This is a genomic window from Paracidovorax citrulli, from assembly GCF_900100305.1.
GTDB classification, from domain to species: domain Bacteria; phylum Pseudomonadota; class Gammaproteobacteria; order Burkholderiales; family Burkholderiaceae_C; genus Paracidovorax; species Paracidovorax citrulli.
Window position 1 is genome coordinate 81,915 of sequence record NZ_FNEY01000005.1, and the last position, 20,652, is coordinate 102,566.

The following is a 20,652-nucleotide window of genomic DNA, read 5'->3' on the forward strand; positions in this document are numbered from 1 at the left end:
GTGCCCTCGTGTGCAGATCAGCGCATGCCACGGCAGGCCTGAAAGAGGGCATGCTGCGCGAGCGGATCCAGGACGCCGAGCCGCACCCAGCCCCTCAGCCCGAAGGAAGCGGCATCCCTTACCTTGACCCCCTGCGCGCGCAGGCCAGTCAGCCACGCCGCCATATCGCCCTGCGGCGGCATGGCGGCGAAATAGTTGGCGAGGCTGCCCGGCCAGACGTCCCATCCCAACTCCTGGCTGAGGAGAATTTGGGCCGCCTTCCATGCGCGCAGCGTGCCGAGCGACGCGGCCAGCCAGTCCTGCACCTGCGGCGCCACCCAGGCCGACAGCATCGCCACTCCGTGCGCGCCGATCGGCCAGGAGGGCGCCAGGGCCTGCAGCGCATCCAGCACGTGCCGCGGCACGCAGGCCGGGGCGATGGCATAGGCAGCGCGCACGCCCGTGAGGCCCAGGGCCTTGTTGGGCGTCCAGAGCTGCCAGGCATTCGTGGGCAGCGGGCCGCCAGCGGCCTCCAGCCGCAGGGGCGCATAGGCGCAATCGACGATGCGCAGGCCGGCATCCGGGGCGGCGGCGCCACGGCATGCCCGCGCGCGCCATGCCTCCAGCGCGGGATCGGGCGTGCCGAGGGGACTGCCGGGTTCGCAGGCCCAGTGCAGCAGGGCCTTCCCGGAATCCTTCTGCCCATCCGCCTCTGCTTCCGGCACCGGCGATGCGCGCAGCGGCAGGCCCCAGGCCCGGGCCGCGCGCGCATAGTCGCCATAGGCGTGCGCAGGCACCACCACCCCGGCGACGCCCTGCCGCGCGGCCCACGCGGTGAAGCGGTGGATGAATTCGCTGGCGCTCGCGGCCGGCAGGATGCGCCCGGGCGCCACGCCGTGCCAGGCGCCCAGGGCCTCGCGCAGCGCGGTGTAGGCCGGATCGGGGTAGCGCGCGGCGTCGGCCCCGCGCACGGCGGCCAGGGCGGCCGGACAGGGCCCGCAGGCGTTCGCGTTGGTGGAAAAATCGTGCAGCGGAACGCCCAGCGCATCCGGGCCGCCGTGCACCGGCAACCCCTGCGCGGCTGCGCCACCGTCGAGCGCCTCTGGCGTCATGGCAGCACGCCTCCCAGGGCGGCATGCAGGGCACCATGCAGGACGACACGCAGCCACTCCAGCGCCCATATCGCCGCCAGGGCGAGCGGCAGGCACCATGCCACGACCCGCGCGGCCAGCACGGCGGCCCGGTGGGTGTCCGCCGGGGCCGCGGCCCTGCCGCGGCGGTGCAGGGTGTACACGCCGGGCTTGCACAGCCGCACGTCCAGCGCGAGCGCCATCGCGGCCATCGGCCAGCCGCTGTTGGGCGACGGTGTCCGGCGCGCCTGCCGGGCCACCGCGGCCCAGCGCCCGCGGCGCGCGCACAGCGCCAGCAGCACCGCCGTGATGCGCGCGGGCACCCACGAGAGCACGTCGTCCGCGCGCGCCGCCCACTTGCCGGCCCACTGCCAGTAGCGCCCGCCGCGCATGCCGGGGTAGCCCCACATGGCATCCGCGGTGTTGGCGAAGCGGTAGAGCGCCGCGCCGGGCAGCCCCAGCAGCGCGAACCAGAAAAGCGGCGCCACCACGGAATCGTTCAGGTTCTCCGCCAGCGATTCGATGGCGGATTCGCGCACCTGCACGGCCTGCAGCGCGTGGACGTCGCGGCTCACCAGACGCGACAGCCGCTCGCGGCCGGCCTCGAGCGATTGCGCCAGCGCATCCTCCACGGCCACGACCTCGTCGCGCAGCATGCGCCAGGCCAGCAGCGGCTTGAGCAGCAGGGCCAGCACGGGCACCGCCCACCATGCGGGCAGTTGCCGTGCCGCGTGCTGCAGCGCCCCGGCGGCACCGGCCACCACCGAGGCCATCAGCAGCCAGGCCGCCGCGCCCAGCACGAACGCCCGGGCATCCGCGGCCACCGGCTGCGCGGGCGCGATGCGCTCGCCGCACCAGTGCAGCGCGCGCCCCATCCAGACCACCGGATGCAAGGCCACCGGCGGCTCGCCCCACCACCGGTCGATCGCCAGCGCGGCCGCGAGGGCGGCAGCCCAGGGCAGCGCGGCCAGCAGGGCCTGCAGCAGCGCGGAGCCTCCGTCAGCCATCCCCGGCCCCGCCGTTTTCGCTGCCGGACAGCCAGCGCGCCGGGCGTCCCCAGCCCCCGTCGAACACCACCGAGGCCAGCGGCGCGCGGCGCGCCCAGCGCTCGCGCTCCAGCATGGGCGATGGATAGAAGCCATGCACCGGCCCCAGGCAGAGCAGCGCGACCGGCTCGGCGCCGGGCGGCAGGCCCAGCAGGCGGGCGACGTCAAGGGGGTCGAAGATCGACACCCAGCCCATCCCCAGCCCTTCGGCGCGCGCGGCCAGCCAGAGGTTCTCGATGGCGCAGCCCACCGAGGCCACGTCCATGTGGGGCATGGTGCGGCGGCCGAACACGTGCGCATCCCGCCCGTCGGCCAGTACCACCGCGATCAGCTCCGCCGCATCGAGGATGCCTTCCAGCTTGAGCCGCAGGAACTCCTCCTGCCGCCCCGCGCCCTGCACCGCCGGCCCGGCCGCATCCGGCGCGGGGCTGGCTCCCAGCACCTCCGCCGTGCGCAGGCGTTCGGCATCGACGCAAGCGTGCAACTGGCGCCGCAGCGCGGCATCGGACACGCGGATGAAGCGCCAGGGCTGCATGAAGCCCACGCTGGGCCCCTCGTGCGCGGCGCGCAGCAGGCGCTCGAGCACCGCGGGCTCGACGTGCCCGCCCGCGAAGTGGCGCATGTCGCGCCGCTCGCGGATGGCGCGGTAGATGGCCTCGCGCTCCGCGGCACTGTAGGCCTCGCCCGCTGCCGCGCCGGATTCGCCGGGTGCCATGCCTTTGCCTCCCGTATGCAAGCGTCAGTCCTCGATGCCGCGCTGCGCCGGCACGCCGGCCTGGAACGCATGCTTGACCAGACCCATCTCGGTGACCGTGTCCGCCAGGTCGATCAGTTCCTTCGGGCAGCGGCGCCCCGTCAGCACCACATGCACGTCGCGCGGCCGATCGCGCAGCGCCTGCACCACCTCCTGCAGCGGCACCCAGCCGTAGATGAGCGGATAGGTGACCTCGTCGAGCACCACCAGGAAATGCCCGCCGCCCAGGATGGCGTCCCGCGCCCGTTCCCAGCCGGCGCGGGCGAGCGCGGCCGAATGCTCCAGGTCGCGGCTCTTCCAGCTGAAGCCGTCGCCCAGTCCCTCGATGGGAATGCCGAGCTGCTCGAACACACGGTGCTCGCCGAAGCGCGCGCTGGGCACCTTCATGAACTGGAAGATCTTCACCGGCTTGCCGCGGCCGTGCGCGCGCAGCGCGAGGCCGAAGGCCGCCGTGCTCTTGCCCTTGCCGTCGCCGGTATGCACCAGCACGAGGCCGCGGCGCTCGCCGTCCGGCTTCTCCGAGCGGCGCTCGGTGGGGGGAGATTCGATCTGCATGCGAAACAAAGATGAATGGGAGAAGAAAAAGATCCGGTCCGGCACGCTGGCATCAGCCGCCGGGCGCGGCGGGACCGACGCACGGTACCGCCACGCGCAGGCCGTCCACCTCGCGCACGCGGATGCGGTGGCCGAACACGGCCTCCAGCGCCGCATGGGTGGCGGGATCATCGCCCGGCCCATGGTGGAGCACCCGGCCTTCGGCCAGGACGACCAGCGCATCGGCCTGCAGCGCGAACGACACCTCGTGCAGCACGCTCACCACCGCGCAGCCCTGCCGCGCCAGGCCGCGCACGGTCTGCAGCCAGTCGGCCTGGTGGGGCGGGTCGAGGTGGGCGAGCGGCTCGTCCATGAGCAGCACGGGGGCCTGCACGGCCAGCGCACGGGCCAGCAGCACGCGCTGGCGCTCGCCGCCGGAGAGTTCGGCGAGCGGGCGGTGGCGCCACGCCCAGGCCTGCGTGGCCTCCAGCGCGGCGCGCACGGCCGCATGGTCCGCCGGGCTGGGCGGCGCGAGCCAGGGCTGGTGCGGCAGGCGGCCCAGCATGGCGATGTCGTAGGCAGGCAGGCCGTCGGAGCCGGCCTCGCCCTGCCCCAGCCACGCGAGCTGGCGCGCGCGCTCCCGCGCACCCCAGCGCGGCAGCGGACGGCCCATCAAATCGATATGCCCGCGCACGGCGCCGCCCGGCAGCAGGCCCGCCAGGGCCTTGAGCAGGGTCGATTTGCCAGCGCCGTTCGGGCCGACCACGCTGGTCCAGCAGCCGGCGGGAATGCGCAGGTCCACGTCGCGCAGCACGGGCGTGCCGCCGAACGATGCGCAGAGGCCGGACGCCTGCAGGGCGATGGTGCGGTCCATGCGTTCAGCCTCCGCGGCCCAGCCGGGCGCGCCGGTGCATGAGCCACAGCAGGTAGCTGCCGCCCAGGGCCGCCGTGAGCACGCCCACGGGCAGTTCCTGCGGCGCGACGATCCAGCGCGCGAGGATGTCCGCGGCCAGCAGCAGCACCGCGCCCATGAGGCTGGAGAGCACCACGTGGCGCTGGTGGGTGGACGGCGCGATGGAGCGCACCAGGTGCGGGGCGGCCAGGCCCACGAAGGCGATCAGGCCCGTCTGCGCCACCGCGGTGCCGGTGGCCAGCGCCATGGCCGCCACCAGCCCCGCGCGCATGGGCGCGAGCGGCAGGCCCAGGCTGGCCGCCGTGGCCTCGCCCAGCACCAGCCCGTCCAGCGCGCGCGCCAGCACCCAGGCGGTGCCGGCGCTCAGTGCCCAGGCCCCGGCCATCAGCCCGCAGGCGATCCAGCCCACGAAGCTGGTGCTGCCCAGGGTGAAGGCCTGCATGGCCTGCAGGATCTCGGGCGAGGCCAGTTCCACCAGGTCGCGCGCGGCGCCGAGCACCACGCCCACGATCACGCCCGCCAGCAGCAGCCGCAGCGTGTGCTGCACGCCGCGCGCCAGCACCAGCGTGAGCAGCACGGCCGCCACGGCGCCGAGGAAGGCCATGCCCGTCACGCCCAGCCGCGCGAGCCACTGCGATGCGCCGGGCGACAGGCCGAACAGCGCCATGGCCAGCGCGCCCCCGAGCGCCGCGCCCGAGGCGCTGCCCAGCAGGTACGGGTCCGCCAGCGGATTGCGGAACAGCCCCTGCGCCACCGCGCCGGACAGGCCGAGCAGCGCCCCGGCGAGCCAGGCGCCCAGCGTGCGCGGCAGGCGGATGTCCCGGAGGATCTGCCGCGCCACGGGATCCGCATCGGGGCCCCAGGCCAGCCCGATGCCGGTGCTGCCCACGCTCGCGCCCAGCATCACCAGGGCCGTGCCGGCCAGCAGCAGCCCCGCGGCCAGCCACGCCGCCCGGCGGGCACCGCCGGCATGCCCGGTCCCGTCGCCCGCCGGCCTCATGGCGCCTTGTCCGCGAGGCAGCGCGCCATGATGCGCGCGGCATCCGCCATGCGCGGGCCGGGGCGCACCGCCACGTCGGCCTCGCGCGGGGAGAACACGCAGACACGCTGCCCCTGCACCGCGCGCAGGTTGCCCCAGCCCGGGTACGGCACCAGGGCCTGCATGCTGCTGTTGCCCACCATGATGATGTCCGGCTGCGCCCGCACGACGAATTCGGGGTTCAGCCGCGGGAACGGCCCCAGTTCGGGCGGCACCACGTTGCGCGCGCCCAGGCGGGCCAGCGTCTCGCCGATGAAGGACGACGTGCCGGCCGCATAGGGCCCCCGGCTCACTTCGAAGTACACGCGCGCGCCGCGCGCGCGCTCCGGCAGCGACTGCGCGGCCGCCTGCACGCCCGCGTCGATCTCGCGCCACACGCGGTCGGCGCCCTGCTGCGGCGGCACGGCCAGCAGCGTGCCCAGGGTGCGCAGCACCTCGCGCACGTCGGCATGCGTCTTGGGCTCCAGCGCCACCACGGGGATGCCCAGCGCCTCCAGCCGGTCGCTCGCGCGCGAGCTGGTCGCCAGCAGCACCACGTCCGGCCGCTGGGCGGCGATGGCCTCGATGTTGGGGTCGATGCCGCCGCCCATCTGCGGCAGCGCGCGCACGGACTCGGGCCAGTTGGAATAGCGGTCCACGCCCACCAGCCGCGCGCACTGCTGCAGCGCGCAGACCGATTCGGTGAGCGAGGGCAGCAGGCTCACGATGCGCTGCGGCGGCCGGGCGAAGGCGATGCGGCGGCCGCGGCCGTCGGTGATCGCCACGCCGCCCGCGGGAGCATCGGGCACCGCGGAGGCCGCAGAGACCGCGGTCGCGGGCCCCGGCGGCAGCTGCGCCAGGGCCGGCCCCTGCGCGCCGGCGGACCATGCCAGCAGGGCCATCGCCCCCAGGCGCTGCAGGAAAGGAATGACGCGGCACCACCGGTTCATGGCTGGGGCGGCTCCTTCAGTGCGAGCGGCAGGCCGGCCGCCATGAGGGTGACGCGCGCACAGGCCTCGGCGGTGCGCTGGTTGAGGCGCCCCAGCGCATCCACGAAGGCGCGCACTTCGCGGCCCAGGGGGATGACGCCCAGTCCGATCTCGTTGCCGACCACCACCACCGGCCCCGGCGCCTGCCGGACGGCCTCCAGGAAGGCCCGGCACTGGGGCTCGAAGTCGCCCGGCGGCGGCGCCTCCGGCAGCGGCATCAGCCACTGCGTGAGCCACAGCGTGAGGCAATCGACCACCACCAGCGTCCCCGGCCCCGCGCAGCGCGCCAGCGCACCGGCCACGTCCAGCGGCTCCTCCACCGTCTCCATGCCCGGCACGCGCAGCGCGCGCTCGCGCTGGTGGCGGGCGATGCGCTCGCGCATCTCGTCGTCCCAGGCCCGGCCGGTGGCGATGAGCACCGCGCGGTGCGCGCCGGAGGCCTCCATCCAGGTGCGCGCCAGCATCTCGGCACGGCGCGACTTGCCGCTCTTCTGCCCGCCCAGGATGAATTCGCTGCGCGCGACCGACAGCGGCGCGCCCTGCATGCCGTCGCCGACGCCATCGCCCACGAAAGGGGCCGCCAGGGCCGTCATGCCGCGGCCTCCGGCGCCAGCGCGTCCTCGGCGCCGAACAGCGCCGCCACGGCCCGCGGGCTGGAGGGGAACCAGGCGTGGAAATAGCTCGCGTGGATGCTGCCCTGCCGGTAGAGCGCCTCGCCCGCGCCGCCCTCGCCCGGATCCGGGCGGCGGGTGCGCGCGCGCACGGCGGCGCCGCTCTCGCAGGTCGAGTAATGGAAGGTGTGGCCGCGCAGCACGTGGCCGTCCAGGTCCAGCTGCTGCGGCCCCAGCGCCGCCAGCCGCCGCTGCATGGCCACGTGGCCCGGCAGCAGCCCCCAGAGCGGCTTGCGTTCGCCGTCCGCGAGGGTGATCGATTCGAAGAGCGCCATCATGCCGCCGCATTCTGCCCATACGGGCCGGCCGGCCTCCACGTGGGCCCGCAGGCTGCGCTGCATGCCGGTGTTGGCGGCCAGGCGGTCGGCGTGCAGTTCCGGATAGCCGCCGGGCAGCCACACGGCGTCGCAGGCCGGCAGTTGAGCGTCCTGCAGCGGCGAGAAGCGCCGCACGCGCGCGCCCAGGGCTTCCAGCGTCTGCAGGTTGGCCCGATAGACGAAGCAGAACGCGGCATCGCCGGCCACCGCCACGGTGCGGCCGGCCAGCAGCGGCGGCACCGCGGCGCGCGGCGCGGGCGCGGCGAACTCCACCGCGAACCGCTCCTGCCATTCCTGCGGAGACAGGCGGCCCAGGGGCGTCTGCGCCAGCGCATCGGCCGCGAGGTCGATGCGCGCCAGGCCGTCGGCCAGCTCATGCGCTGCCACCAGGCCCAGGTGCCGCTCGGGCAGCAGCCCCCCGCGCTGGCGGCCCGGTGGCGCGTCGCCCGCGGGTACATCCGCCGCGGGCGGGGCGACGCGCGCCAGGGCGCCCATCCAGTCGCCCGCGTCCGCCAGGCTCTCCTGCAGCATGGCGGCATGGCGCGCGCTGCCCACGCGGTTGGCCAGCACGCCCGCCCACGGCAGGCCCGGACGGTAGTTCCGCAGGCCCCAGGCCAGCGCGCCGAAGGTGCCCGCCATGGCGGAGGCATCCACCACGGCCAGCACCGGCAGGCCGAAGCGCCGGGCGAGGTCCGCGAGGCTGGGCGTGCCGTCGAAAAGGCCCATCACGCCCTCGACCAGGATCAGGTCGGCCTCCTGCGCCGCGGCGTGCAGCCGTTCGGCCGCATCCTGCTCGCCGGTCATCCAGAGATCGATGGCATGCACCGGCGCGCCGCTGGCCTGCTCCAGCCAGCAGGGATCGAGAAAGTCCGGCCCGCACTTGAACACGCGCACGCGCCGCCCCTGCCGCGCGTGCAGGCGTGCCAGCGCGGCGGTCACGGTGGTCTTGCCCTGCCCCGACGACGGCGCGGCGATCGCGATCGCCGGACAGCGAATGCTGCCCGCGGTGCCTGCGGCCCCGCTCAACGCGGCGCCCACTTCAGGCCCACATAGAACGTGCGGCCCGCCTGCGCATAGGTGCGCGCGGTCTGGTAGTTCCTGTCGGCGAGGTTGTCCACGCGCGCGAGCAGCGTCGTGTCCTGCGCCACACGCGTGCTGGCGTACAGGTTCACGAGCGTGTAGCCGCCCAGCACCGCCGTGTTGGCGGCGTTGTCGAAGCGGCGGCCCGCGGCCTGCACCTCGGAGCCCACCGTCCAGCCGGCGATGCGCGTGTCGGCGCCCAGGGTCGCGTGGCGCCTGGCGCGGCGGGGCAACTGGCGGCCGGTGGTTTCGTCGCGGTGGTTCTGCAGATCGACCGATGCGCGCAACTGCACGCCGCCCAGGGTGTGCCGTGCCGAGAGCGTCACGCCCTCGTACTTCGCCCGGCCCGCGTTGGCATAGCAGCCGAACTCATCCTGGCACGGACCGGCCTCGCCGAAGACGATGAGGTTCTTCACGCGGTTGCGGTAGGCCACCACGGACGCGCTGCTCGCGCCTTGCGCCCAGCGCAGGCCCAGCTCCACGTTGCGGCCCTCTTCCGGCTTCAGCGACGCGACGCCGTAGGGACTGAAGCGCTGGTAGAGCGTGGGCGCGCGGAAGGAGGTGCCGGCCGATGCCGTGGCGCGCCACTGCGGCGTGATCGCGTAGCCGTAGGCGATGCTGCCGGTGTTGTGCCCACCGAACTCGCTGTCCGAATCGTGGCGTGCGTTGATCTGCAGCGCATGCGGGCCGGCGGTGAAGCCATAGCCCAGCGCCAGCGCGTCCTGCGAGCGGTCGCCATCGATGTCCCCGTTGCGCAGCTGGTCCTCGCGGCGCTCCAGCGCGGCGGTGAAGAAGTGCGCCCCCTCGCGCCACTCGTTCTGGAACAGGTAGCCCCGCAGGCGCGTATCGGCGGTGTAGGGCGAGGGACGCGTCTCGTAGCGCTCGCGCGAATCCGTGACCGATACGCGGGTGGTGTAGCGGTCGCTCCATTGCGCGCGCCAGTTCAGGCCCAGCGCATGCATGCGGTGCAGGGCGCGGTCGTCGTTGCCCAGGGGCGTGGTGTCGTAGCCCGCGTTGGTGTCGGCCCCCAGCAGCGTGCCTTCGAGGCGCTGGTGCGGATCGATCTGCAGGCCCACGCGCGCGTTCACGGCGGAGCGGCGCAGGCCGTCCTCGTCGGGGTTCTGGCCCGCGACGGGCCGGGCATTGAAGCCGTCGCTGATCTCGCGCTCCAGGCCCAGCGCGTAGTCCACCGCGCGGCCCTCGCCCGCCGAGCCGCTCACGCCGGCCTCGGCCTTGTAGGTGCCGTGGCTGCCGGCGCCGATGCCGACGTACGGCTGCGCCGGGCCCTCGCCCTTGCGCGTGAAGATCTGGATCACGCCGCCCACGGCGTCCGATCCGTACACGGCGGCGGCGGGGCCGCGCAGCACCTCGATGCGGTCGATGAGGCCCAGCGGGATCGCTTCCCAGGGCGCGCCGCCCGTGGTCTGCGAATCCATCCGCACGCCGTCGATATAGACGGCGGTGAAGCGCTGCTCCGCGCCGCGCAGATAGACGCTGGTCGTCGTGCCCGGTCCGCCGTTGCGTGAAATCTCGATGCCCGGCACGCGGGCCAGCACATCGGCCAGCCCCGTGGCGCCGCTGGCCTCGATGGTGTCGCGGTCCACGATGGAGACGTCGGCCACGAGATCGGCCAGGGGCTGGGGCGTGCGGTTGGCGGTCACCACGACCTCTTCCATGGGGGCGGCGGTGGCGGCATGCGCCGCCGGGGCCAGCGACAGGCCCATGGCGAACAGGACAAGTGCGGCGGGCGCGTGGAGGGGGACAAGGGCCGCACGCGCGCCGGCGGCGCCGCGGAACCGGGGGATCGAAGAATGCATGGAAGCGCTCGCAGAAAACGAGCCCGCGCCGGCCTCCCCGCCGGCATTGGGCGACACGGCCGCGCCCGGCGTTGAGCCAGGGGCGAGGCCTCCGTGTTGGCCGGTATCCGGGCTGGTGGACGACACGCTCCTGCGCCTTCCCAGACGCTTGTTCAAGGCGCCCAGTGGCTATATGCAGGAGGCGGCGAAAGCCGTTGCGCCGGAAGGGGCGGGGCAGCTTTCTTTCCACGGACCGTTGCGGGGGCAGCGCAGGCACGGCGCGCCCGTGGCGGACGGCGCCTCCCTGCTTCCCGTTGAACCGCGGTCTGTGAACCAGGCCGCAGGCACCAACGCAGCGGATTCTAGGACGTTTCGATACATATTCGCCCGCCCTGCCCCAACCCTACAATCCGGGCATGGATTCACCCTCCCCCCTCGACCAGATCACCGAGCGCGTGGAGCGGCTGCTCGTGCGCCATGCCGAGCTGCAGCGCGCCAACGCCCTGCTCACCGCCCAGGTGGTCTCGCTCACGCAGGAGCGCGACTCGCTCCGGTCGCGCCTGAACACCGCCCGCACGCGCATCGACGCGCTGCTGGAGCAACTGCCGCCCCCGCCGGACCATGTCCCGGCCACCCCGACCGACCTGCCCAAGGAGGCCGAATGAACCAGATCGAAGTGCAGATCATGCAGCAGAGCTACCGCCTCGCCTGTCCGGAAGGCCAGCAGGAACGGCTGCTGCAGGCGGTCGAGCGCGTGGACGCGGCCATGGTCCGCATCCGCGACGCCGGCAAGGTGCGCGCGCGCGAGCGCATCGCCGTGCTGGCGGCCCTGAATCTGGCCTTTGAACTGGCCGACCAGGCCCGCGCGGCGGCGGCGCCGCCCGCCGAGGCGCCGGCCATGGAAGCCCCCCCGGTCGTTCCTCCTTCCACGGACGCCTGCGCCGCCACGGATGCGCAGGCCACCCTGCCCGGCGGCGTGCCGGCCACCGCCGGGCCTGCCCAGCGCAGCCTGCTGGCCGAGGGCGAGGCACCGGACGGCGACGCGCTGCAGGCGCTGCTGCGGCGCCTGGACCATGCGCTGGGCGAGGACGGCCGGCCGGCCTGACCCCGCACTTCCAAAGGGTGCTTCACGCGCCTACAATGGGGCGTCCGCAGTGCCGCCGGGCTTTATATTTCCTTGAACCAATGCTCCATGAGCAAGGGCTTGGTACATCGCCCGGTGAGCGTGATCATCTCGCGTCAGATGAACCCAACGCCTGGCTGCCCTCGCCCCCCTGAACCCCCGGTTCAGGATGACGGTCCGGTGGCTACTGCGGACACCTTTTCCCCCGAGCGCCGCAGCATTCCCGCGGCGCTTTTGCATTGCGGTCCTGCCCGCGATGACGGCCCGCTGCAGCGGGCTCATGCCGGTGGTTCGCAGCCATCCCGCGCGACCAGGGCGCGGAAAGCCTCCGCAGGCAACCCCGGTGCCACCAGGAAACCCTGGAAGTAGTGGCACTGCATGGCCTGCAGCGCCTCGCGCTGCTGCGGCGTCTCGACGCCCTCGGCCACCACCCGGATGCGCAGCGCCCGGCCGATGTGCACGATCGCCTCGATGATCGCCCGGTCGCTCTCGTCGTCCGGCAGGCCGCGCACGAACGACTGGTCGATCTTGAGCTTGTGGATGCGGAGCTTCTTGAGATAGGCCAGGCTCGAATAGCCCGTGCCGAAATCGTCGATCGACAGGCCCACGCCCAGCTCGGCCAGGGCCGCGAGGCGCTGCGCCATTTCCTGCGCATCCTGCAGCAGGATCGTCTCGGTCAGTTCCAGCTCCAGCAGCGATGCCGGCAGCCCGTGGCTGCGCAGCAGCGCCACGAGGCGCTCCACGAAGCCGGACTGCCGGAACTCCAGCGCGGACACGTTCACCGCCACCACCAGGGGCGTGCCGGCGCGCATCCACTCGGCCGCCTCGCGGATCGCCTGCTCCAGCACCCAGGCTCCCAGGGTCACGATATAGCCCGACTCTTCCGCCAGCGGGATGAAGACGCCCGGCGACACCGCGCCCAGCCCGGGATCGTTCCAGCGCAGCAGGGCTTCGGCGCCCACCACGCGGCCCGAGGCCATCTCCACCTGCGGCTGGTAGTGCACGGCGAAATCGCCGCGGTCCAGCGCCTGGCGCATCGCGTGCTCCAGTTGCATGCGCGAGAGCATGTCGGCATTCATCTGCGGGTGGTAGAACCCGTAGCTGCCCCGGCCGCGCTCCTTGACCCGGTACATGGCGGTGTCCGCCTGCTTGATCAGGTCGTCCAGCGTCTCGCCGTCCCGCGGGTGCAGCGCGATGCCGATGCTGCACTGGATGGAAAAGCCCATGCCGTCGAGCATGAAGGGCTGGCGCATCTCCTCCAGGATGCGGCACGCCACGGCCTCGGCCATGGACGCGTCACCCTCATCCAGGTGGAGCACGAACTCGTCGCCTCCCAGGCGGCACAGCATGTCGTTCTGCCGCAGGCAGCCCCGCAGGCGCTGCGCCACGAGCTGCAGCACCCGGTCGCCGAAGAGATGCCCCAGCGAATCGTTGATGATCTTGAAACGGTCGAGGTCGATGAACAGGATGGCGAAGCCGCCGCCCTGCGCGCGCGCGGTTTCCAGCGCCGAGGCGACGCAGCGCGACAGCAGCAGGCGGTTGGGCAGGCCCGTGAGCACGTCGCTGTACGCCAGCTGCTCGATCCGCTTTTGCGCGGCATGCTGCAGGGTGAGGTCGCGGAAGGAATACACGCGGCCCATGGGACGGCCATGGCTCATCTGCGGCACCGAGCGGCGCTCGATCACCGTGCCCGTACGCAGGTGCAGGATGTCGAGGGTTTCCTCCTCCGGGAACTGCGCGATGCCCAGCAGCCGCGCGCGGTAGGCGTCGGCGTCCGTGACCTGCGCGGCCATGTGCGCTTCCACGGCCGCGTCGTCGCGCCGCACGAGCAGGTCGTCCGGCATGTTCCACAGCCAGGCCAGGCGCTGGTTGAAGGCCCGCACGCGGCCGCCCATGTCGCAGACCAGCATGCCGTCGGCAGCGGAGTCGAGCGTGGCGCGCAGCTCCGAAAGCAGCCGCTCGAGCTCGTCCTGGATGGACGCCTGCTCGCTGCGGTCCAGCATGCCCAGCACCAGCAGCGGCATGCCCTCGGGCGACTCGACGGCGGCGACGCGGCGGTCCACCGGCACGAGGGACCCGTCGGGGCGCAGCATGCCCGAATAGGAATGGATACCCGCCCGCAGCCCGGCCAGGTCCTGCGACCAGAACGCGAGATCCTCGGGCGTGTTGGCCAGCAGGTGCACCGGGCGCCCTTCCATGGCCTCCCGCGGCCGGCCGGCCAGCTCGGCCGCCGCCCGGTTGCACATCACCACGTCCAGCGACTGCGCATCGACCAGCCAGAGCGCTTCGCGCAGGCCCGCGAACAGCGACCGCCACGCGACATCGACGGCCGGGCGGTTCACTCCGGCACCTCGTCCGCGCCAACCACCAGCGCCCTCTCGAAGAAATAGCAGATGCGTTTGCACGGAGAGAGGTAGTCCAGCGCGTCGCGCGGCAGCTGCGAGGGCCGCAGGCTGCGGCGGATGCCCAGGTCCGGCGAGCGCTCCAGGTCGAACACGAGCGCCTGGTCGCGCGGTACGCGGCCGTCGTGCACGATGATTCGCGGCCGCAGCGGCCGGGCCGCATCCACCGCCACCACCATGGCATAGCGTTCATTGGTGAGCTGCACGATCGATCCAGCGGGGTACACCCCCATGAGCCGGATGAAAGACTGCAGCACCTGGGCATCGAAACGGGACTTGTGCTGGGCGAACAGGACGGACAGGGCCTCGTGCGGCGTCAGGGGAGGCTCCCCGCGCAGCGGATTGCACAGCCGGTCGTAGTGGTTCACCAGCGCGAGCACCTGACCCGCCCGGCCCAGCTCGGCCCCCTGCAGCCCGAGCGGGAAGCCGCTGCCATCGGCCCGCTCGTGGTGCTGGGCGATGGCCGAGACCACCACCCGCCCCCATCCCATGCGCTGGGCCAGCACCACGGATTCGCCCACGTGGGCCTCGTACAGCGCCTGGTCGGCCGGGCCCAGCACCGCGCTGGGCTGGCCCACGTGCGGTGGAAGGGAAATCTTGCCCACGTCATGCAGCAGCGCCGCGGTGCCCAGGTCGCCGAGGTCTTCGCCGCGCATCCCCAGGGACTTTCCCAGCAGCAGGGACAGCACCGCCACGTTGACGGAATGCAGCGCCGCGCGCGTGCCGGCCCGCTCGGACAGCAGGCGGACCGCGGAATCGCCGTGGTCCATGAGTTCGTCCACGCAGGCGCGCATCAATGCTTCCGTGGCCCTGCGCGCTTCGGCCGGGTCCTGCTCCACGTGCAGGGCCAGCCGCTCATACACCCGCGTGGCCCGGGCGAACTGCTCGTCGCAGCGCGCCAGGGAGCGGCGCTGTGCCTCCAGGCGCGCCTGGAGCATGCCGGCCGGCTCCTGCCCCGGGGCGCCGGCGCCCGGCCCGGAGCCGGCGGATGCGCCACCGGCCTGCGGCCCTGCGGAGGGCTCCTGCTGCGCGGATCCCGGCGCCTCCATCGCCTCGCGCACCGCGGCATCGCTGCGTGCCGGCACCCATCGCACCTGTTCCAGGCCCAGGGACTGCAAGGTGGCGATCTGGTCCCCGGAGGCGATGCGGAAGCTGCTCACCGGGAACGGATGGTTCATCCATCCCAGCTCCAGCTGGATATACATGCCGACACGCAACCGGCCGACGCCGATGAGGAGAGAGGAGTTCACGGGGAAGTCACGAAATAAAAGAGGCGCGTAACGCCTCTCATTCGAAACCATTATCACCAGTTCGTGAGCAGCTGTTTCCGGTCCCGTGAGAAATGTACCGCTTCAGCGACACCAGGCCTCCAGGGCATGGCGCGCCGTGTCCATCCAGAGGGCCCAGGCAGCCACGGCCGCCAGCAGCACCCCGGCGAACCGCGTTCCCCAGGTGGCGCGCACCGCGTCCACCCGGGAGCGGAGCCGGCGCCACGCCCAGGTACCGCCCAGCAGCCAGAGCGCGCTGCCGCCGCCGAATGCGGCCATCGTGGCGGCGCCCTGCGCCGGGCTGCCGGCCAGGGCGGCCACGAGCAGGGCCGAATACAGCAGCCCGCACGGCATCAGCGCCCAGGCCAGCCCGGCCACGGCCAGGCCGCCCGGAGCCCGCACGGCCGGACCGACACGGTCCCAGACCGCACGGCCGGCCCGCTCCACCCAGAGCGGCTGCCGGGCCTGCAGGGCCATCAGCAGCCCCCAGGCCAGCATGCCCACGTGCAGCAGCGTCCATGCCGGCCGCAGGGCCGCGGACTGCTGCGTGAGCCAGGCCAGGCGGTCCATGGCCAGCGCCGCGGCAGCGCCGGCCAGGCCGTAGCCGGCCACGCGGGCCAGGTGGAAGAGCGCGGTGCGCGCGAAGCCGCCCCCGCGGAGCGTGCCCCCCGGGGCCGGCGCGGCGCAGGCCGGGCCTCCCCCGGCCGCGGCGGGCACGGAGACGAACCGGCGCAAGGGCACCGGCAGAGGGCCTCCGGCACCCCGCGGCCCGCCGGCGATCGCCGCACAAGGCGCAGCGCACATCGCCAGGCAGTGGGGCCCGCCCGCCAGGCCCATGGCGAAGGCCGTCCAGATCAGTGCATCGGGCATGCGGCTCCTGCGGGAAGGAAAGGATCGTCAGATGATCCGGGAGAACCGCGCGCGGTTGCGGTCCGCCTGCAGATAGCGGTCGAACACCATCGCCACGCCGCGCACGAAGAACCAGCCCATCTCGGTGACGGTGATGCCGTCCTCGCCCACGTTGACGAGGCCGTCGCCAGCCATGCCTTCGAGCGCTTCCAGCTCCGCCGCGAAGTACCTCCGGAAATCGATCAGCCACGATTGCTCCATCGGCTCGAACAGCACTTCGCCCTGGCACATCAGGGCCATGATGACCGAACGCCGCACGAGATCATCGCGCGTGAGCGCCAGGCCGCGGACCACCGGAAGGCGGCCCTGGTTGATCAGGTCGTAATACTCGTCGAGCGTCTTGGCGTTCTGGCTGTAGGTGGCGCCCACGCGGCCGATGGCCGAGACGCCCAGGGCGATGAGGTCGCAGTCGGGCTGCGTGCTGTAGCCCTGGAAGTTGCGGTGCAGCCGCCCCTGCCGCTTGGCCACGGCCAGCGCGTCCTCGGGGAGCGCGAAATGGTCCATCCCCACGTACACGTAGCCGGCATCCTGGAAGGCGTTGAGCGAGCGCGACAGCATCGACACCTTGGCCGACGCCATCGGCAGCTCGGCCGACACGATGCGGCGCTGCGGCTTGAAGCGCTCCGGCAGGTGGGCATAGGCATAGAGCGCGATGCGGTCGGGCCGCAGTTCGCACACCTGGGCCAGCGTGCGGTCGAACGATTCGGGCGTCTGCCGCGGCAGGCCGTAGATCAGGTCCACGTTGATCGACTCGAAGCCGATCCGGCGCGCTTCCTGCACGAGCGCGAACACCTGCTCGGCGGGCTGCACGCGGTGCACGGCCTTCTGCACGGCCGGGTCGAAATCCTGCACGCCGAAGCTCAACCGGTTGAAGCCGAGCTCCGCCAGCCGCGCGAGCCGTCCGGCGTCCACCGTGCGGGGATCGACCTCGATGGAATACTCGCCCCCGGGCACGAGCGTGAAGCTGCGGCGCAGCATGTTCATCAGTTCCTGCAGCGCCTCGTCGCCGAGGAAGGTGGGGCTGCCGCCGCCGATGTGCAGCTGGCTCACCGCATGGCCGAGCGCGCAGTGCGCCATGTGCAGGTCGATCTCGCGGCTGAGGTAGCGCAGGTACACGTCGGCGCGCTCGGGGTGGCGCGTGATGATCTTGTTGCACGCGCAGTAGTAGCACAGCGATTCGCAGAACGGGATGTGCACGTACAGCGAAAGAGGCACGGCCTTGGCGGCCGAGCCGAGGCGGCGCTGCTGCAGCGCCAGCACGTACTCGTCCGCGCCGAAGGCCTCCACGAACCGGTCCGCGGTCGGGTACGAGGTATAGCGGGGGCCCGGCACGTCGAAGCGGCGCAGAAGCTCGGGAGTCACAGCGTTCATGGTGCGGAATTCCTTAACGATTCACAATGTGCCCCATGTCCCGCGCCCATGTCCTTGACGCCGGTCAAGCATTTCGACGCGCGTCGCTGCGACAATTGACGCATCACAGTCGCCCGCCACATTCTTTTTTGCACGCCTGCGCTCCCGCCATGCGTCGAACCGTGGCCGGCCTGCATGCACAGCGAGATAGAACACAGAAGGTAAGGCTGCTCATCCATGAATCCGCACACCATCAAGGTCGCCTGCTCGAACTGCAACCTGCGCGAGCTCTGCATGCCGCTGGGCCTGAACGAGCAGCAGCTGCAGCGCATCGATGACATCGTCGCCACGCGCCGCAAGGTCAAGCGCGGCGGCACGCTGTTCCGCAACGGCGAGGCCTTCACGTCGCTCTTCGCCATCCGCACGGGCTTCTTCAAGACCTGCGTGGCCACCGAGGACGGACGCGACCAGGTGACGGGCTTCCAGATGGCCGGCGAGATCATCGGGCTCGACGGCATCGTCAGCGACCACCACACCTGCGACGCCGTCGCGCTGGAGGATGCCGAGGTGTGCGTCATGCCCTTCGAGCGCATCGAGGAGCTGTCGCGCGAGGTCACCGCCCTGCAGCACCACGTCCACAAGATCATGAGCCGCGAGATCGTGCGCGAGCACGGCGTGATGCTGCTGCTCGGCAGCATGCGCGCGGAGGAGCGCCTCGCCGCCTTCCTGCTCAACCTCGTTCAGCGCCTGCATGCGCGGGGCTTCTCGCAGTCCGAACTGGTGCTGCGCATGACCCGCGAGGAGATCGGCAGCTACCTGGGCCTCAAGCTGGAGACCGTGAGCCGCACCTTCTCCAAGTTCGTCGAGGAAGGCATCGTCGAGGTCAAGCAGCGGCACGTGCGCATCGTCGAGCCGGATGCGCTCAAGCGGATCGTGAACAGCCAGGCTTGTAGTTGACATCCCCCTGAGGCGCTGCGCGCCTTCTGACGGGTGAGGCCGTGCGTGTCCATGGGCCTTGCGCTGCGCCAATGCTCTGCGGGAAATGCGGGGTCCTTGCAGACACTGCAGGCCCTCGGCAGCATGCGGAGTCAGACCTCCTGCAAGGAAGCACCCGCGCTGGCAGAGCGCCCCGCCCTCCTCACTGCGAAAACTTGCCGCACTCCATCGGGCGCTCGCCCGTGGGAACCGAGCAGCGGTTGAGCTCGAAGGGCGACATGGACAGCAGCGTGGTGAGGGCGCTGGAGAGCATGCACAGCGCCCAGAACACGAAGAACGCCACCGTATAGACGCCCTCGCGCGACAGGGCGAGGGGTTGGTCGGACCAGTGCAGGGCGGCCGGGTCCACGAAAGCAAATACCACCATCTCGATCAATCCTGCCACCAGGAAGGCGGGCCAGGCGATCCACATCCAGCGTTGGGTCCTCATCGCGATCTCCTCCTTTGCAGTCATCGGTGTCGAAAACGAACGGAACACGTCGGGCCCCGGGGCCCGCCAGGCAGGGCCGTGGGGATCAGCGGGGCTGGTCCTGCGCCGGCGTGGCCGCGTGGTTGCGCGCCTTCATCGCCGGCTCCATGGCCGCGGCATGCGCGCGCTGCCGCTCGAGTGTGCGGTTGATCTCGATGCCCTGGCGGTAATAGTCTTGCGCCACCACCGGATCGGGCTGCCGCACGGCCAGCCATGCCGTCACCGTGCCGGCGACCACTACGATCGCGGGTCCCGCAACCACCATCCACACGTGGCCGAATTTCCACCAGGGCTGGGCCGCCACGGCGGCCGATGTCGTCTTGTGCGCCATCTCGAACTCCTTCGTCACCACGGCCCCATCACACCACACGGTGGCAGGGGCCTGCCATACTGAATAACACCAACCGCCCGAGCCGCTTCATCGCGGCACCAGGAAGATGGACTTCTCCCGCACATGGGCCTTCGTCTCCAGGGCTTCCACCTCGAAGGCCACCGGATGCGATCCCGGCGCGGCCGAGCCGTACGGGATCTGCAGCCGCACCGCCACCCAGCGCGACTGCGCCGCGCCGATGTCCACCTCGGCCTCCGACGCGACGGCCAGCCCTTCCAGGCCGGACGCCGCAATGCGGTAGCGCTGCGGCGCCTCGGTAGCGTTCATGATCTGCAGGCTGTACACGTTCTCCAGGCGGCCGCCCGCGACGATGCGCGAGAGCGCCGCGCGGTCGCGCACCACGTCCACCTTGAGCGGTGTGCGCAGTGCCAGGCTCGTGAGCATGCCGATGCACAGCGCCACCAGCACGGCCGTATAGATGAGCACGCGCGGCCGCAGCACGCGGCGCAGCATCTGCGACTGGGTCCAGCGGTTCGCCACGCCGTTCTGCGTGGAATAGCGGATGAGCCCGCGCGGGTACTTCATCTTGTCCATCACGGTGTTGCACGCATCCACGCAGAGGCCGCAGCCGATGCATTCGTACTGCAGGCCGTTGCGGATGTCGATGCCCACGGGACAGACCTGCACGCACAGCGTGCAGTCGATGCAGTCGCCCAGGCCCCTGGCACGGTGGTCCACCGACTTGTTGCGCGGGCCGCGCGGTTCGCCGCGGGCCTCGTCGTACGTGACGATGAGGGTGTCCTTGTCGAACATCGCGCTCTGGAAGCGCGCGTACGGGCACATGTATTTGCAGACCTGCTCGCGCAGGAAGCCCGCGTTGCCGTAGGTGGCGAAGCCGTAGAAGGCCACCCAGAAGAGTTGCCAGGAACCCTGCAGCGCCAGCAGCTCGGCGCCCAGCTCGCGGATGGGCACGAAGTAGCCCACGAAGGTGAAGCCCGTCCAGGCCGACACCGCGATCCAGAGAAACTGCTTGAGGGCCTTCTTGCGGACCTTCTCGAACGTCCAGGGGCCGTTGTCGAGCCGCAGGCGCGCGCTGCGGTCGCCCTCCACCTTGTGCTCGATCCACATGAACATCTCGGTATAGATGGTCTGCGGGCAGGAAAACCCGCACCAGAGCCGGCCCGCCACCGCGGTGAACAGGAACAGCGACAGCGCCGAGATGATGAGCAGGCCCGTCAGGTAGATGAAGTCCTGCGGATACAGCACCAGGCCGAAGAGGTAGAAGCGCCGCGCACCCAGGTCGAACAGCACCATTTGCCGCTCGCCCCATTGCAGCCACGGCAGACCGTAGAACACCAGCTGCGTGAAAGCGACCATGGCCCACCGCCAGCGCGCGAACACGCCGGCGATGGACCTCGGGTAGATCTTCTTCTGGGCTTCGTAGAGGGAGACGACTTCGGCCTGTGCCGATCCGCTGTCCGCCGGGGCGGGCGCGATCGGAATGACCTTGCGCGGCTTTCCGTCAGGGGGCTTCATGTGGGTTCTGCTTTGCTCTGTGGGCCGGCTGTCTCGTGTCG

20 protein-coding genes and 1 riboswitch are annotated in these 20,652 nt (G+C 72.1%); of the genes, 3 read left to right on the forward strand and 17 right to left on the reverse strand.

The features are described 5' to 3' along the window. Positions 1-17 precede the first annotated feature (17 nt). The 10 genes from BLR99_RS05015 to BLR99_RS05060 are packed head-to-tail and all read right to left on the reverse strand — an operon-like array spanning position 18 to position 10,248. Positions 18-1,091, reverse strand: coding sequence for an aminotransferase class I/II-fold pyridoxal phosphate-dependent enzyme (locus tag BLR99_RS05015; RefSeq protein WP_011794683.1), 1,074 nt, complete (start codon positions 1,089-1,091; stop codon positions 18-20). Further along, a complete protein-coding gene (cbiB, locus tag BLR99_RS05020) occupies positions 1,088-2,116 on the reverse strand; it encodes an adenosylcobinamide-phosphate synthase CbiB (protein WP_046060248.1) in 1,029 nt (342 codons plus the stop codon). The genes BLR99_RS05015 and cbiB overlap by 4 nt, the downstream gene beginning before the upstream one ends. Then, the gene (bluB, locus tag BLR99_RS05025) at positions 2,109-2,870 is read right to left on the reverse strand and encodes a 5,6-dimethylbenzimidazole synthase (RefSeq protein WP_011794681.1); all 762 of its coding nucleotides are present in this window, start codon (positions 2,868-2,870) and stop codon (positions 2,109-2,111) included. The genes cbiB and bluB overlap by 8 nt, the downstream gene beginning before the upstream one ends. Before the next feature lie 24 nt (positions 2,871-2,894). After that, the gene (gene cobO, locus BLR99_RS05030; protein ID WP_011794680.1) at positions 2,895-3,464 is read right to left on the reverse strand and encodes a cob(I)yrinic acid a,c-diamide adenosyltransferase; all 570 of its coding nucleotides are present in this window, start codon (positions 3,462-3,464) and stop codon (positions 2,895-2,897) included. Positions 3,465-3,516: 52 nt separating this feature from the next. Next, a complete protein-coding gene (locus BLR99_RS05035) occupies positions 3,517-4,317 on the reverse strand; it encodes an ABC transporter ATP-binding protein (RefSeq protein WP_046060249.1) in 801 nt (266 codons plus the stop codon). A 4-nt stretch (positions 4,318-4,321) separates the two neighbouring features. Then, a complete protein-coding gene (locus BLR99_RS05040; RefSeq protein ID WP_048857802.1) occupies positions 4,322-5,356 on the reverse strand; it encodes a FecCD family ABC transporter permease in 1,035 nt (344 codons plus the stop codon). After that, on the reverse strand, positions 5,353-6,324 hold the full coding sequence (locus BLR99_RS05045; protein ID WP_046060251.1) for an ABC transporter substrate-binding protein: 972 nt from the start codon (positions 6,322-6,324) through the stop codon (positions 5,353-5,355). Before BLR99_RS05045 ends, BLR99_RS05040 begins: the two co-directional genes overlap by 4 nt. After that, on the reverse strand, positions 6,321-6,956 hold the full coding sequence (locus BLR99_RS05050; RefSeq protein ID WP_046060252.1) for a bifunctional adenosylcobinamide kinase/adenosylcobinamide-phosphate guanylyltransferase: 636 nt from the start codon (positions 6,954-6,956) through the stop codon (positions 6,321-6,323). The genes BLR99_RS05045 and BLR99_RS05050 overlap by 4 nt, the downstream gene beginning before the upstream one ends. Further along, a complete protein-coding gene (locus tag BLR99_RS05055) occupies positions 6,953-8,377 on the reverse strand; it encodes a cobyrinic acid a,c-diamide synthase CobB (protein ID WP_011794675.1) in 1,425 nt (474 codons plus the stop codon). Before BLR99_RS05055 ends, BLR99_RS05050 begins: the two co-directional genes overlap by 4 nt. Continuing rightward, complete coding sequence (locus BLR99_RS05060) at positions 8,374-10,248, reverse strand: TonB-dependent receptor domain-containing protein (RefSeq protein ID WP_041827286.1); 1,875 nt, start codon at positions 10,246-10,248, stop codon at positions 8,374-8,376. The genes BLR99_RS05055 and BLR99_RS05060 overlap by 4 nt, the downstream gene beginning before the upstream one ends. Before the next feature lie 81 nt (positions 10,249-10,329). After that, positions 10,330-10,594: riboswitch (cobalamin riboswitch) on the reverse strand. A 49-nt stretch (positions 10,595-10,643) separates the two neighbouring features. On the opposite strand from BLR99_RS05060, the gene BLR99_RS05065 reads away from it, so the two are divergent. Together BLR99_RS05065 and BLR99_RS05070 are read left to right on the forward strand one after the other, a co-directional pair. Next, the gene (locus BLR99_RS05065) at positions 10,644-10,892 is read left to right on the forward strand and encodes a hypothetical protein (protein WP_011794673.1); all 249 of its coding nucleotides are present in this window, start codon (positions 10,644-10,646) and stop codon (positions 10,890-10,892) included. Next, on the forward strand, positions 10,889-11,332 hold the full coding sequence (locus tag BLR99_RS05070; RefSeq protein WP_011794672.1) for a cell division protein ZapA: 444 nt from the start codon (positions 10,889-10,891) through the stop codon (positions 11,330-11,332). The genes BLR99_RS05065 and BLR99_RS05070 overlap by 4 nt, the downstream gene beginning before the upstream one ends. 296 nt (positions 11,333-11,628) lie before the next feature. Here BLR99_RS05070 and BLR99_RS05075 read toward each other — a convergent pair whose 3' ends face one another. The 4 genes from BLR99_RS05075 to hemN are packed head-to-tail and all read right to left on the reverse strand — an operon-like array spanning position 11,629 to position 17,300. Further along, complete coding sequence (locus BLR99_RS05075; RefSeq protein WP_046060253.1) at positions 11,629-13,692, reverse strand: putative bifunctional diguanylate cyclase/phosphodiesterase; 2,064 nt, start codon at positions 13,690-13,692, stop codon at positions 11,629-11,631. Further along, a complete protein-coding gene (locus tag BLR99_RS05080) occupies positions 13,689-15,053 on the reverse strand; it encodes a cyclic di-GMP phosphodiesterase (protein WP_011794670.1) in 1,365 nt (454 codons plus the stop codon). Before BLR99_RS05080 ends, BLR99_RS05075 begins: the two co-directional genes overlap by 4 nt. A 51-nt stretch (positions 15,054-15,104) precedes the next feature. Beyond that, complete coding sequence (locus BLR99_RS05085; protein ID WP_011794669.1) at positions 15,105-15,890, reverse strand: sulfite exporter TauE/SafE family protein; 786 nt, start codon at positions 15,888-15,890, stop codon at positions 15,105-15,107. A gap of 27 nt (positions 15,891-15,917) precedes the next feature. Continuing rightward, positions 15,918-17,300, reverse strand: coding sequence for an oxygen-independent coproporphyrinogen III oxidase (hemN, locus tag BLR99_RS05090; RefSeq protein ID WP_011794668.1), 1,383 nt, complete (start codon positions 17,298-17,300; stop codon positions 15,918-15,920). A gap of 216 nt (positions 17,301-17,516) precedes the next feature. On the opposite strand from hemN, the gene fnr reads away from it, so the two are divergent. After that, on the forward strand, positions 17,517-18,236 hold the full coding sequence (fnr, locus tag BLR99_RS05095) for a fumarate/nitrate reduction transcriptional regulator Fnr (RefSeq protein ID WP_011794667.1): 720 nt from the start codon (positions 17,517-17,519) through the stop codon (positions 18,234-18,236). A 181-nt stretch (positions 18,237-18,417) separates the two neighbouring features. Here fnr and BLR99_RS05100 read toward each other — a convergent pair whose 3' ends face one another. The 3 genes from BLR99_RS05100 to ccoG form a co-directional block, all read right to left on the reverse strand. Then, a complete protein-coding gene (locus BLR99_RS05100; protein ID WP_011794666.1) occupies positions 18,418-18,705 on the reverse strand; it encodes a hypothetical protein in 288 nt (95 codons plus the stop codon). An 85-nt stretch (positions 18,706-18,790) separates the two neighbouring features. Beyond that, positions 18,791-19,075 (reverse strand): FixH family protein, encoded by a 285-nt coding sequence (locus BLR99_RS05105; protein WP_011794665.1) that lies wholly within the window; start codon positions 19,073-19,075, stop codon positions 18,791-18,793. An 87-nt stretch (positions 19,076-19,162) separates the two neighbouring features. After that, positions 19,163-20,611, reverse strand: coding sequence for a cytochrome c oxidase accessory protein CcoG (gene ccoG / locus BLR99_RS05110; RefSeq protein ID WP_017438767.1), 1,449 nt, complete (start codon positions 20,609-20,611; stop codon positions 19,163-19,165). Between the last annotated feature and the right edge of the window lie 41 nt (positions 20,612-20,652).

Bases quoted from the DNA above. Each gene is read 5' to 3' on its own strand.
- BLR99_RS05060 (WP_041827286.1), bottom strand. From the start codon at position 10,248: ATGCATTCTTCGATCCCCCGGTTCCGCGGCGCCGCCGGCGCGCGTGCG.
- BLR99_RS05085 (WP_011794669.1), bottom strand. From the start codon at position 15,890: ATGCCCGATGCACTGATCTGGACGGCCTTCGCCATGGGCCTGGCGGGC.
- cbiB (WP_046060248.1), bottom strand. From the start codon at position 2,116: ATGGCTGACGGAGGCTCCGCGCTGCTGCAGGCCCTGCTGGCCGCGCTG.
- BLR99_RS05035 (WP_046060249.1), bottom strand. From the start codon at position 4,317: ATGGACCGCACCATCGCCCTGCAGGCGTCCGGCCTCTGCGCATCGTTC.
- BLR99_RS05080 (WP_011794670.1), bottom strand. From the start codon at position 15,053: ATGGTTTCGAATGAGAGGCGTTACGCGCCTCTTTTATTTCGTGACTTC.
- BLR99_RS05100 (WP_011794666.1), bottom strand. From the start codon at position 18,705: ATGAGGACCCAACGCTGGATGTGGATCGCCTGGCCCGCCTTCCTGGTG.
- ccoG (WP_017438767.1), bottom strand. From the start codon at position 20,611: ATGAAGCCCCCTGACGGAAAGCCGCGCAAGGTCATTCCGATCGCGCCC.
- hemN (WP_011794668.1), bottom strand. From the start codon at position 17,300: ATGAACGCTGTGACTCCCGAGCTTCTGCGCCGCTTCGACGTGCCGGGC.
- BLR99_RS05015 (WP_011794683.1), bottom strand. From the start codon at position 1,091: ATGACGCCAGAGGCGCTCGACGGTGGCGCAGCCGCGCAGGGGTTGCCG.
- cobO (WP_011794680.1), bottom strand. From the start codon at position 3,464: ATGCAGATCGAATCTCCCCCCACCGAGCGCCGCTCGGAGAAGCCGGAC.
- BLR99_RS05045 (WP_046060251.1), bottom strand. From the start codon at position 6,324: ATGAACCGGTGGTGCCGCGTCATTCCTTTCCTGCAGCGCCTGGGGGCG.
- BLR99_RS05065 (WP_011794673.1), top strand. From the start codon at position 10,644: ATGGATTCACCCTCCCCCCTCGACCAGATCACCGAGCGCGTGGAGCGG.
- BLR99_RS05070 (WP_011794672.1), top strand. From the start codon at position 10,889: ATGAACCAGATCGAAGTGCAGATCATGCAGCAGAGCTACCGCCTCGCC.
- BLR99_RS05105 (WP_011794665.1), bottom strand. From the start codon at position 19,075: ATGGCGCACAAGACGACATCGGCCGCCGTGGCGGCCCAGCCCTGGTGG.
- fnr (WP_011794667.1), top strand. From the start codon at position 17,517: ATGAATCCGCACACCATCAAGGTCGCCTGCTCGAACTGCAACCTGCGC.
- bluB (WP_011794681.1), bottom strand. From the start codon at position 2,870: ATGGCACCCGGCGAATCCGGCGCGGCAGCGGGCGAGGCCTACAGTGCC.
- BLR99_RS05050 (WP_046060252.1), bottom strand. From the start codon at position 6,956: ATGACGGCCCTGGCGGCCCCTTTCGTGGGCGATGGCGTCGGCGACGGC.
- BLR99_RS05040 (WP_048857802.1), bottom strand. From the start codon at position 5,356: ATGAGGCCGGCGGGCGACGGGACCGGGCATGCCGGCGGTGCCCGCCGG.